Source organism: Massiliimicrobium timonense (genome assembly GCF_002160865.1).
Lineage (GTDB): Bacteria > Bacillota_I > Bacilli_A > Erysipelotrichales > Coprobacillaceae > Allocoprobacillus.
Genome location: NZ_NFLJ01000018.1, coordinates 1 through 11,915 on the forward strand (window position 1 = coordinate 1; position 11,915 = coordinate 11,915).

Genomic DNA, 11,915 nt, shown 5'->3' on the forward strand with positions numbered 1-11,915 from the left:
ATGAATGCAGATGATTTTGGATTTTCTAGAGGAGTGAATTTGGCTATATTAGAAGGATTTCAACATGGCATTTTGACTTCTACAAGTTTAATGGTTAATATGCCCGGATTTGAACATGCCCGTCTTTAGAAGTTATCACTATATTTTTTAGGGCTTCTTTTTAACCAAATATTAAATTGTGCCGATTTTGTCGGCTTTTTTTGTGTTTTTGTATTTTTTTAAATTATTTTTTATGTTATAATATTAATAGTGATAGTAGTGTTATATATTTTGGAGGTATTTTTATGGCTTATTTTCTTAAAAAAACTACTTTAAAGGGCAGGACTTATCTCTCTATCGTTGAAAGTTTCTATTCTCATGAAAAGCGCGGTGCTGCCCATCGTACCTATAAATCTCTTGCTTCTGTTGAAACATGGAAAGCCAAAGGCATCGAAGATCCTATCGCCCACTTCCAGAAGGAAGTTGATGAACTGAACAGTCAGCGCAAAAATGAAGGTGTTCCTAAAATCTCCACTGTTTCCCCTGAACTTTATCTTGGTTATTTTCCTTTTGTTTCTTTAATGAATAAAATGAATATTAAAAAATATGTTGATTATTTCAATCTTTCCAATTCTTTTGAATTTGATCTGTATGAACTGCTTTCTTCTCTGATCTATGCTCGTCTTGTGAATCCCTGCAGTAAACATAAAACTTTTCATGAAGTTCTTCCTCAATTGAAAGATACCGCTCATTTTTCTTATGACCAGCTTCTAGACGGTCTTGCATTTATGGGCAATGATTATGGCAAGTTTATTGAGATTTTTAATGAACAGATGAAGAAAGTCTATAATATCAATACTTCAAAAACTTATTTTGACTGTACTAATTTCTATTTTGAAATTGACAGAGAAGATGATTTCAGACGTAAAGGTCCTTCAAAAGAAAATAGAAAAGATCCTATTGTTAGTTTGGGTCTATTGCTGGATGCCAATCAGATCCCTATTGGCATGAAGTTGTTTCCTGGCAATGAAAGTGAAAAGCCGATTTTAAGGGACGTGATTCAAGGCCTTAAAAAGAAAAATCAAATCGCAGGAAAAACTATACATGTAGCTGATAAAGGACTGAACTGTACTCAAAACATTGCTTTTTCTAAAGAAAATGGAGATGGTTATTTATTTTCTAAATCCGTCAAGACTCTACCTGAAAAAGAAAAAAAGTGGGTATTATTAGATAATGAAGACTGGAAAGAAATAAAAAATGATGAGGGTGCATTATTATATAAATATAAGTCATGCATTGATAAATTTCCTTATCGTATAGAGATTGACGAAAAAAAGAAGACAATATATTTTACTGAGAAACGAGTAGTGACTTATAATCCAAAACTTGCATCTAAAAAAAGATATGAAATCAATAGACAAGTTGAAAAAGCAAAAAAATTATGTTACAGCCAAGCAAAAAGATCTGAATATGGAGATCTGGGAAAATACGTTAATTTTACTGATGAAAATGGAGAAAAAGCAAAAGCAACAATCAATGAGGACATCATAAAAAAGGAACTTGAACTAGCAGGCTATAATCTATTGATTACATCAGAAACAGATATGAAATCAATAGACATCTATAATACCTATCATAATTTATGGAGAATAGAAGAATCATTTAGAATAATGAAATCCGATTTAGATGCCAGACCAGTATTCCTGCAAAAAGAAAACAGTATAAAAGGACATTTTTTGATATGTTATTTGACAGTGTTACTGGAAAGAATATTCCAGTTCAAAGTCTTGGATAACAAATACAGTACTCAGGAAATCATAAAATTTGTAAAAAGTTTTAAGGCAGTAAAAGGAGAAAGTAAATATATTAACGTGACAGCATCGAGCAAATTCATAAAAGAATTTGAGCAAATGACAAAATTACCACTAACAAATTATTACCTGACAGAAAGACAGATAAAGCAAATATTCAACTATAAAGTATAAAAAAACAGTAGTGATCAATTAAAAGATTACTACTGTTTTCAGTTAAACTATCACTATGTTTTAATGCTGGATACCAAAGTCAGGTATTATACAACGCTTTGCTGATAGTTACGAGAATAAAATGATGTTTTAAAAATAAACCTTTTTTATAAAGATACAAGATGATTTTGTGTTATGATAAAAGAAGAAAGCGAGGAATATCTTATGAAAGTGATTATGAATGCAGATGATTTTGGATTTTCTAGAGGAGTGAATTTGGCTATATTAGAAGGATTTCAACATGGCATTTTGACTTCTACAAGTTTAATGGTTAATATGCCCGGATTTGAACATGCTGTTTCATTAATGAAACAATATCCAGATTTATTGCATGTAGGTATTCATTTGGTGACAACAGTTCAATATTCTGTGGTCAAAGGGTTAAAAACTTTAACGGATGAAAATGATCATTTTTATCGTGATCCAGAAATTATTGAAAAAAGTGATCAAAGTGAATTGGATAAAGAATATCAGGCACAGATGGATAAGTTTTTAGCGACAGGGCTTAAACCTGATCATATTGATTTCCATGTTTGTACGACACCAAAACAACTTAAGGCAGCTATGAAATTAGCTCAAAAATATCATTTACCTATGCGTGCTCAAGATCAGCAGATAGAAGGTATTTTAAAAGAACATGGTATTGTCTATGCACCATGCCATATTCCAGATTTTTATGATCATGGAACAGTTAACACATTATTAAAATTATTTGAGAAAGCTCTTGATGAAAAAAGAGAAATGATTGAATTGGCTTTACATCCTGCTTATGTTGATCAGACTTTATTAGATTTGAGCAGTTATCATGTTCAAAGAGCAAGAGAATTTGCTTCACTCATGAACCCAGAGGTAGCTACATTTATTCAACAACATGATATAGAACTGATTTCTTTTGAAGATTTATAAATATATATGATGAAAAAGTCTATTTTTAAAGATAGACTTTTTCATTATGGCTGATTATTGGATAGCTGGAATATAAATCAGTTGATCATTTTCTATACCAAACTGATAAACAGGCTGGTAATATCCTTTTGAATCTTCTCTATATACAAGTTTGATTGAATGAATAATGATTTCGTTATCTAAAGAGAGCATCCAATCTTGATTGAATTGTCCTTCTTTAATATATTGGAAAGCCTGTTTTTCGGAAATAATTGGATAAGATTTATAAATATCGTAGGAGTTTATTTGATAAGAAAGAGAGGAAAGAGAATGATCTTGATTGATTTGAACGGAAATATAACCTTGAATATATTGTTGACTTGTGTTTGTATTTATTGAAAATTCATAGGTGCCTGTATCTATTTGTGTAAAAGTTGCTTGTTCTGGAATAGAAATGCCTTCCTTTTCAATGATTTTTTTCACTTCTTGCCAAGATAAGTTTTGCGTGTTTGGTTGAAATTCTCCAGGATAGGTAATATCCATAGTGGCTTCTTGTTTATCAATAAAGATGTTTATGTCTTTGTTTTTGGATACAAAAGAAATGTTATGATTGTTTATTTCTGTTTTCTTGTCATCTATGATGTCCTGATGCTTTTGAAAAATAGTCTTTGCGAGAGTGTTATAGTCTTCATCGCTATATGTTTTGATTTTATAAACGGGTTGTGAGCTTGTTTGATGAGAGAGTGGAACATGACTTATGACTTCGATATGTGACATATCTGCTTTTTTATAATAAGCTTGTGTTAAATTGCCTAATTCCTGATATGAATAAGATATAAATATATAAACAAAAGATAGGATTGTTAAAATGAGAGGAAACTGAGAAATAATGACAGGTCTTAATTTGATAGGTTTTTTCTTTGCTTTTTGGTATAAAGTATGACTTAAAATAAACAAACCAAAACCAATCATACATCCCAAAGTATTATTCAAAATATCATCCATTTCAAAAATACCACGATGTGTGATCAGTTGTGTTGTTTCAATTAATAGTGTAAACAATAGTCCTGAAAGATATGTCAGCCACCAATGCCTCATTTTTTCAAATAAACATGGTAATAAGATGCCTAAAGGCACACCCATGATGATATTTAAAATGATATTACGCCATTCACGTAGTTGAAAATGATTGATAGCCATACGATAGGAACTGAATAGTTCGAAACTGAATTTTTGTTCATAAGAAAAATGAGATCTACTGGTCAGTGTAGCCAGAATCACAACAATCACATAACCAATAAGCATACCACTTAAAATCAATTTTTTGATTGAACAATGAATATCTTTACCCTGCTTTTTTTGATAAAGAAGATAAAATCCATATATTCCTCCCACGATCAAAACAATCAATCCTGCTAATCCTATTGAAGGAATGGCTAATCTTAAAAACTCTGTTAATCCCATTTGCATTCTCCTTTTTTATAGTGTCAAAATTATAACATATAATGATTTTATGAGGAAGTTTTAAAATATTGATTGTATTTTTATGATAATGTATGTCTATTAATGGAGATTATGTTACAATAAGGATGGGGAAGGTGAATAATTATGAAGAAAATATTAAAAGTTTTCATGCTTGTATTGACTGTTTTTTTATTAACAGGTTGTATGAAAATGAAAATTAATTTTGAAGTGAATGCAGATAAAAGTGCTACAGGATCAATGGACTTGTTGTTTGAAGAATCTTTATTGTCAATGTCTGGGACATCGGCTGATGAGGCTATTGAAGATTTGAAAAATGAAATGTTGTCATCTGAGGATATGAAAGATGCCAAGATCACAACGATTGAGGAAAGTATTGATGGTAAAGATTGGGCTGGAGTTCATATTGAAGGAGCTGACATGACATCGAGTGAAATGCAGGCGATGATCAGTGAAGAAACAATTGATGGTGAAGAATGCATTGTTTTTAGAATGCCTTTGGATGATTTTAAAAACGAGATGGATGCACAATTGTCTGATGCTGCAGGTTATTCAGTAGATAAAATGAAGGCTTTAGGATTAGAAATGGTGATCAATGTCAAAATGCCAGGCAATGCCAAATCTAACATGGGAACAGTGGATGGACAAAATGTCACTATTGATTTATTGGAATTATCAGCTAATGGACATCAGGATAATGAACTTGTTATTTCATCTCCTAAATCAGTAGGAATGAATATGACATATGTTTATGTAGGTATAGGTATTCTTGTTGTGATTGGAATTATTGCTTTCATACTTAAAAATAAAAAGAAAACAAAACAAACTATGATTGAGGATTATACAGATACTCACCCACAAGATGATATTCAGACTGAAACAATTGTACAAGAGACATCTCAAGAACAGGATGATGAAAATAACGGCTAGGCCGTTATTTTTAATATGCAAAGTGGTAATAAAGAATCATAATGATTAAAGTGAATAAAAAGATGGATAGGATTTGGTTGATTTTTTTAAACATATATTTCATAATGTCACCTTATTTTAATATATGTAATTCGTTTAAAAGACTTTTCATTATATTAAAAAAATGTTAATATATTTCAAAAAGATGAGGTGAAAAACATTGAAATTTACAAAGATGGAAGGCATTGGAAATGATTATATTTATGTTGATGGTATTCATCAGGATGTCATTATGACACCAGCATTTATATCACGTATCAGTGATCGCCATTTTGGAATTGGCAGTGATGGGATGATTGTGATTCTTCCTTCTCAAAATTATGATTTTTTGATGCGTATGTTTAATCGTGATGGCAGTGAAGGAAAGATGTGTGGTAATGGGATTCGCTGTTTTGCGAAATTTGTTTATGACCATCATTTAACTGAGAAGACTTATCTGGAAATTGAAACATTGGCTGGAGTTAAAAGAGTCTGGTTAAAGGTTGAAAATGGAACGGTGCAATCTGTCAGAGTAGATATGGGAAAACCATCATTGGATGTGAAAATGATTCCTTGTCTTTTTGAAAAAACGGAAATGATTAATGAACCATTGCAAATTAATCAAAATATTTATTATTGTACCGCTGTTTCAATGGGAAATCCCCATGTTGTGACTTATGTTGATCAACTTGATTTTGCGATTGAGGACATTGGTCCTTGTTTTGAAAAAAATCAGATGTTTCCCGAATCTGTTAATACAGAATTTGTACAGGTCGTAAGTCCAGAGCGTTTAAAAATGCGTGTCTGGGAAAGAGGTTCAGGAGAAACAATGGCATGTGGAACAGGTGCCTGTGCAGTGATGTATGCCAGTTATGTTAATGGCTTATGTGGAAGGCAGGTTGATGTGGAACTGTTAGGTGGAGTATTACATATTGATTATGAAGATGGTCATATTTTCATGGAAGGACCAGCAAGAACGGTATTTGAAGGAATCATAAATGAGGAGGATTTTAAAAATGTATAGTACAGCACAAGAAATCATTCAATATATCAGAGATGCAAAAAAACAAACACCAGTAAAAGTTTATGTCAATGGACATGACTTACCTTGTGATGAATCTATTCAAGTTTTTGGAACAGGAACAAGTCGTGTTTTAATTGGTGATTTAGAAAATGTTGAAAAATATTTAGAAACATATCAAGATCAAATTACAGATACTTATTTAGAACAGGATCGTCGTAATAGTGCGATTCCAATGTTGGATATGCGAAATATCAATGCACGTATTGAACCGGGTGCATTTATTCGTGAAAATGTGACAATTGAAGATAATGCGGTCATTATGATGGGGGCTGTGATTAATATTGGAGCGAAAATTGGTGAAGGTTCAATGATTGATATGGGTGCTGTTTTAGGTGGACGTGCTGAAGTTGGAAGACATTGTCATGTTGGGGCCGGAGCAGTTTTAGCAGGTGTTATTGAACCACCTAGTGCCAAACCAGTTGTATTGGAAGATGATGTTTTAATTGGTGCGAATGCAGTTGTTGTAGAAGGTGTTCGTATTGGTAAAGGGGCTGTTGTTGGTGCAGGAAGTATTGTATTAAATGATGTGCCAGCTGGAGCTGTTGTTGCAGGAAATCCAGCACGTATCATTAAAGAAGAAAAAACAGATGAAACAAAAGAAAAGACACAATTAATGGATGATTTAAGAAAAATTTAAGGTGAAATTATGGAAGATGTCAAACGTTGGAGGAGAGAGCTTCATCAGATTCCTGAACTGGGATTAAAAGAATATGAAACAGCAAAGTATTTGCGTCATGAATTGGAAAAAATGGGATATCAATGGGAAAGTATTGTGGATACTGGAACAATTGTTTATATTGATAATGGCTGTTTATCGACACTTGCTTTTCGCAGTGATATAGATGGTCTACCGATTGAAGAAAAAAATGAAGTCGATTATGTTTCTAAACATTCTGGATGTATGCATGCCTGTGGGCATGATGGACATATGAGTGCATTATTGGGATTTGCAAAACGTTTAAAAATTATAAAAGAACCATTGAATTATAATATTCTTTTGATTTTTCAACCTGCTGAAGAATCACCGGGAGCTGCTCGTTTTGTCGTTGAATCTGGTATTTTTGAAAAATACAATGTCAAAGCGATTTTTGGTATGCATTTGATGCCATTGATTGAAGAAGGAATGATTGCCTGTAAAAAAGGACCATTGATGGCAATGTGTGGAGAACTGGATGTCACTATTCATGGAAAAGGGGCTCATGCAGGATTACCTCAAGATGGTGTTGATAGTATTATGATAGCCAATCAGGCCTATATGCAATATCAGACAATGGTTTCTCGTCAGATTTCTCCTTTTCAGCCAGTTGTTTTGAATATTGGCCAAATAGAAGGAGGAACAGCCCGTAATAGTGTAGCGACACAAACAGTGATGCATGGAACTTTGCGTTGTTATGATGAATCTCTTTTTCACCAAATGACAAAACATATTCAAGCGATTCATGAAAGCTTAATGCAAAGTTATCAATGTCAAATTGAGTGGAGTTGTCCACCAATGTATCCACCAGTCATTAATTCTTCATCGTTGTATTTACAATGGAAAAAATGTGTTGATTTAGATCATTATATGGAATTAGATGAACCTTTGATGTTAGCGGAAGATTTTGCTTTTTATCAAAAGGCTGTTCCAGGTATTTTCTTCTTTCTTGGAACAAAGTGTGATCGTTATCAAAGTGGACTGCATACGGAAACATTTAACTTTCATGAAGATGTATTAATCAAGGCGATTGATTTATATGAAAGAATTGTCAAAAATATAAAGGGGGTTTAATGATGGAAGGTTGGTATACAAGAGGGGAAGAAGCTTTTTTAAAAGCTTATGGACGTTATGATATTGTTTTAGAAAAAGGTGAAGGTGTTTATCTTTATGATACCAAAGGACGTCGTTATTTAGATTTTTATGCCGGGATTGGTGTCAATTCGTTAGGTTATCGTTATCCAGCCTATGTTGAAGCATTGCAAAAACAAATAGATACTTTAATGCATGTTTCTAATTATTTTTATACACCAGTTGCTGTGGAGGCGGCCGAAGCAGTCAAAAAAGCCACACAGTTAGATGCTGTCTTTTTCTGTAATTCTGGAACTGAAGCCACAGAAGGGGCATTAAAACTGGCAAGAAAGTATTATTATTTAAAACATGGAAAGGCAGATAGTGAAATCATTTCTTTTCATCATTCTTTTCATGGGCGTTCTACCGGTTCAGTGAAGTTGACAGGAAATCCTGCCTATCAAAAAGCCTTTGGACCATTAATTGAAGGAGTTCGATATGCCACTTTGAATGATATTGAAAGTGTTAAGAATCTCATCAATGAACGTACTGCTGCTATTATTGTGGAACCTGTTCAAGGTGAAGGTGGCGTTTATCCTTGTGATCAGGCTTTTATGAAAGCTTTAAGAGCACTTTGTGATGAACATGATATCTGTCTGATTTTAGATGAAGTGCAAAGTGGTATGGGACGTACTGGAACAATCATGACATATTTTCAATATGATATCATGCCTGATATTGTTTGTCTGGCTAAAGGTATTGGTTGTGGGATTCCAGTAGGTGCTTTTGTCGCAAACCAAAAATGGGCACAGGCTATGCAACCTGGTGATCATGGAAGTACTTATGGAGGAAATCCATTAGCTTGTATGGCTGTGAAAACTGTTTTTGAAATTTTGGAAAAAGAACACCTTTTAGACCATGTACAGGAAATTTCACAATACCTGATTCAGCGTTTAGATGAAGTTGTCAATGAATTTGATTGTGTGGTTGAACGTCGAGGTTTAGGTTTGATGCAGGGACTGGTATTGAATCAAGAAGCAAAACCAGTTGTGCATTCTTTATTGGATGATGGTGTGATTGTTGTGACAGCGGGGACAAATGTAATTCGTATGTTACCACCATTTATTATTCAACGTGAACATGTCGATGCATTTATTGATATTTTGAAAAAAAATTTAAAAAAATTGTCATAAAAAGAAGAAAAACCTCTTACTTTTTGCGTATATAAAAGTAAGGGGGTTTTTCTATGTACAAATATCCAATAGAATTACAAGATGAAGAAAAAGCATGTGGTGCTTATTGTATTGCGATGATTTTAAAGTATTATCATTTTCATGATGAAATCAAAAACATTAAAAAGAAAGCCAGATTGAATCAAAATGGTATTTCAATCAAAGGAATGATTGAATGTTTAAAAAGCTATCAGATTGAAGCTAAAGCCTATGAAGCACATTTAGATGATGTGGAAAAAGAAGTAAAATGTCCTTGTATTTTATATATGATTGAAGCAGGACTAGGACATTTTGTTGTTTTGTATGAAATCAAAGATGATGAGTTTATCATAGGTGATCCAGCCAGAGGGTTAATCACTTTGTATCGTGAAGATGTGGAAGACATTTTCGGGCGTTTTGTGATTGTGATTAAACATGTTGGTCGTGTTCCTGAACTACGTTATAAAAGTTATTTTCAGTTTTTAAAGGAAATGTTTTTGTCTTATCAAAAGTATCTGACATCCTTTTTATGGAAAGGTTTATGGATTGCGTTGATTGGTTATGGCAGCAGTTACTTTTTTCAAATTTTAATTGATTATATTGATTTAAAGACACCTTTTTTCTATATGGCTGTGCTTTCTTTAGGTTATTGTTTTTTAGAAATGATGCGTACATATCTTTCTCAGTTAAAAATGAAAGAAATGATTCATTTACAAAAAGCAATGGATGAAGATTATGTTTTTCAGTCTTTTATGAATATGTTGAAACAACCAGAAACTTTTTATCGTCAAGATGATGGTGTTATTCAAAGTCAATTATTAAGTTTATTTGAATTAACAGAAATGAGTTTAGAATGTTTTGAAAAGTTTTTTTTAGATGGTATGTTTTTTGTTGTCTTATGGATAGGAATGTGGTTTTTAAATATTTGGATGACATGTATTGTGAGCGTTGTTTTATTGATTATTGTTTTGATGAGTTATCGTCGTTTAAAGGATTTTCAGACTTTGAATAAAAATTATCTGGAAGCCCATTTTCATTTTGGGCATCATGTCTTGGAATTGATTGAAAACCACCGTTTGATTTGTTATTTTGATTTGTTTCAAAGACAAAGAGAAAGAAGTTATCATATTTATTTGGATGAAGCTTTATTAAAAGAAAAACAGGCATTATTCTTAAATCAATTTCATTCTCTTGTCCAATATATGATTGTTTTGTGTTATGGAATGATTTTATGTTTAGGATTTTATTTCTTTTCTCAAAAAACAATGACAATGGGGCAATTGATGATGTTTTATATGCTTGTATCTTATTGTATTCAACCAGTTTTAAATATCGTGACACTAGCAAGTCAGTATAAACAGGTCAGTTTGATTTATGAAAAATATAAGAATTTTGAAATTGATGAACAACCTTCTTTAGAAACCTTGAATCAGTCTATTACATCTATTCGTTATGATGATGTTAGTTATGCCTATGGGTATCAAATGCCAGTTTTAGAACATATTGATTTAGATATTCATCATCATCTTTGGATTAAAGGGGCAACCGGTAGTGGAAAATCTACACTTTTAAAACTGTTGATGGGACAGGATGATACATATCAGGGAGATATTTATATGAATGGACAGGAATTAAGACAGATTGATTTATCATCTTTACATCAGCATATTGGTTATTTAAATGAAACACCAACTTTTTTACATATGACTTTAAAAGATAATTTTTTATGTCCTGATGAAAAGAAAATTCAATTTTATTTAAAAACTTTCAATCAAGAACAGCTTATAGATATGTTTCATATCGTCTTAAATGAAGATGGAAGTCCTTTGTCTTTAGGGCAAAGACAGGTTGTTGCGTTGATTCGTATGTTGTGTCGTGAATGGGATGTTTTGATTATGGATGAAGCTTTTTCGCATTTAGATACCCGTCTGGCTAATAAGATTTTACGATATTTATTGAAAAATGATGAGGGAAAGATTTATATTATGGTGAACCATCAAACAAAGATAGTGAACAAGGATATGGAATGTGTTATAATTGAAAAAGGAAAAATAAAGAAATAAAGGGTGAGAAAATGAATATTGATTTTGTATATGAAGATGAAAAACATTTATGTCAAGAAAGTTATGAAGATGTTTTTAAACAAATTATTGAAACAACTTTAAAAACTTTACAGTTGGATGATGATGTTGAATTATCTTGTGTGATTGTTGATGATGGGCAGATTCATCAAATCAATCGTGATTATCGTCATATTGATCGTGCGACAGATGTGATTAGTTTTGCCTTAGAAGATAATGAACAATATTATGTAGAAGGAATGCCAAGAAGTTTAGGAGATATTTTTATTTCTTATGATCATGCTTGTGCTCAAGCCAAAGATTATGGACATTCTTTAAAGCGTGAAATGTGTTTTTTGATGACGCATGGTCTTTTGCATTTATTAGGATATGATCATATGAATGAAGATGAAGAAAAAGAAATGTTTAGTTTACAAAAAGAAATTTTAAATCAGTTAGGAATAGAAAGAGGTTAAA

General features: G+C 32.1%; 11 protein-coding genes. 10 read left to right on the plus strand and 1 reads right to left on the minus strand.

The window, feature by feature from the left end:
* The 3 genes from B5E75_RS07130 (at position 1) to B5E75_RS07140 (ending at position 2,909) form a co-directional block, all read left to right on the plus strand.
* On the plus strand, positions 1-129 hold the full coding sequence (locus tag B5E75_RS07130) for a ChbG/HpnK family deacetylase (protein WP_087358066.1): 129 nt from the start codon (positions 1-3) through the stop codon (positions 127-129).
* A 155-nt stretch (positions 130-284) separates the two neighbouring features.
* Complete coding sequence (locus tag B5E75_RS07135; RefSeq protein ID WP_164483539.1) at positions 285-1,964, plus strand: IS1634 family transposase; 1,680 nt, start codon at positions 285-287, stop codon at positions 1,962-1,964.
* A 174-nt stretch (positions 1,965-2,138) separates the two neighbouring features.
* Positions 2,139-2,909 carry a ChbG/HpnK family deacetylase gene (locus B5E75_RS07140; protein ID WP_087358067.1) on the plus strand — a complete coding sequence of 257 codons (771 nt, stop codon included), beginning with the start codon at positions 2,139-2,141 and terminating at the stop codon, positions 2,907-2,909.
* Between the two features lie 54 nt (positions 2,910-2,963).
* Here B5E75_RS07140 and B5E75_RS07145 read toward each other — a convergent pair whose 3' ends face one another.
* Positions 2,964-4,352 carry a VanZ family protein gene (locus B5E75_RS07145; RefSeq protein ID WP_162607650.1) on the minus strand — a complete coding sequence of 463 codons (1,389 nt, stop codon included), beginning with the start codon at positions 4,350-4,352 and terminating at the stop codon, positions 2,964-2,966.
* Positions 4,353-4,496: 144 nt separating this feature from the next.
* Between B5E75_RS07145 and B5E75_RS07150 the strand changes: the two genes are divergently transcribed.
* The 7 genes from B5E75_RS07150 (at position 4,497) to ybeY (ending at position 11,914) form a co-directional block, all read left to right on the plus strand.
* Positions 4,497-5,300, plus strand: a complete 804-nt coding sequence (locus B5E75_RS07150; RefSeq protein WP_087358069.1) for an LppM family (lipo)protein — start codon at positions 4,497-4,499, stop codon at positions 5,298-5,300.
* 199 nt (positions 5,301-5,499) lie between these two features.
* Entirely contained in the window at positions 5,500-6,342 is an 843-nt protein-coding gene (dapF, locus tag B5E75_RS07155; protein ID WP_338037067.1) for a diaminopimelate epimerase, read from the plus strand.
* Positions 6,335-7,039: a 2,3,4,5-tetrahydropyridine-2,6-dicarboxylate N-acetyltransferase gene (gene dapD / locus B5E75_RS07160; protein ID WP_087358070.1), complete on the plus strand. Its 705-nt coding sequence runs from the start codon at positions 6,335-6,337 to the stop codon at positions 7,037-7,039. Before dapF ends, dapD begins: the two co-directional genes overlap by 8 nt.
* Before the next feature lie 9 nt (positions 7,040-7,048).
* Positions 7,049-8,170, plus strand: a complete 1,122-nt coding sequence (locus B5E75_RS07165) for a M20 metallopeptidase family protein (RefSeq protein WP_087358071.1) — start codon at positions 7,049-7,051, stop codon at positions 8,168-8,170.
* A gap of 2 nt (positions 8,171-8,172) precedes the next feature.
* A complete protein-coding gene (locus B5E75_RS07170; RefSeq protein ID WP_087358072.1) occupies positions 8,173-9,360 on the plus strand; it encodes an aspartate aminotransferase family protein in 1,188 nt (395 codons plus the stop codon).
* A gap of 53 nt (positions 9,361-9,413) precedes the next feature.
* Entirely contained in the window at positions 9,414-11,441 is a 2,028-nt protein-coding gene (locus B5E75_RS07175; RefSeq protein WP_087358073.1) for a cysteine peptidase family C39 domain-containing protein, read from the plus strand.
* 11 nt (positions 11,442-11,452) lie between these two features.
* The gene (gene ybeY, locus B5E75_RS07180) at positions 11,453-11,914 is read left to right on the plus strand and encodes an rRNA maturation RNase YbeY (RefSeq protein WP_087358074.1); all 462 of its coding nucleotides are present in this window, start codon (positions 11,453-11,455) and stop codon (positions 11,912-11,914) included.
* Position 11,915 lies beyond the last annotated feature (1 nt).

Coding starts and splice junctions, on each gene's coding strand:
- B5E75_RS07130 (WP_087358066.1), top strand. CDS start 1: ATGAATGCAGATGATTTTGGATTTTCTAGAGGAGTGAATTTGGCTATA.
- B5E75_RS07135 (WP_164483539.1), top strand. CDS start 285: ATGGCTTATTTTCTTAAAAAAACTACTTTAAAGGGCAGGACTTATCTC.
- B5E75_RS07140 (WP_087358067.1), top strand. CDS start 2,139: ATGATAAAAGAAGAAAGCGAGGAATATCTTATGAAAGTGATTATGAAT.
- B5E75_RS07145 (WP_162607650.1), bottom strand. CDS start 4,352: ATGGGATTAACAGAGTTTTTAAGATTAGCCATTCCTTCAATAGGATTA.
- B5E75_RS07150 (WP_087358069.1), top strand. CDS start 4,497: ATGAAGAAAATATTAAAAGTTTTCATGCTTGTATTGACTGTTTTTTTA.
- dapD (WP_087358070.1), top strand. CDS start 6,335: ATGTATAGTACAGCACAAGAAATCATTCAATATATCAGAGATGCAAAA.
- B5E75_RS07165 (WP_087358071.1), top strand. CDS start 7,049: ATGGAAGATGTCAAACGTTGGAGGAGAGAGCTTCATCAGATTCCTGAA.
- B5E75_RS07170 (WP_087358072.1), top strand. CDS start 8,173: ATGGAAGGTTGGTATACAAGAGGGGAAGAAGCTTTTTTAAAAGCTTAT.
- B5E75_RS07175 (WP_087358073.1), top strand. CDS start 9,414: ATGTACAAATATCCAATAGAATTACAAGATGAAGAAAAAGCATGTGGT.
- ybeY (WP_087358074.1), top strand. CDS start 11,453: ATGAATATTGATTTTGTATATGAAGATGAAAAACATTTATGTCAAGAA.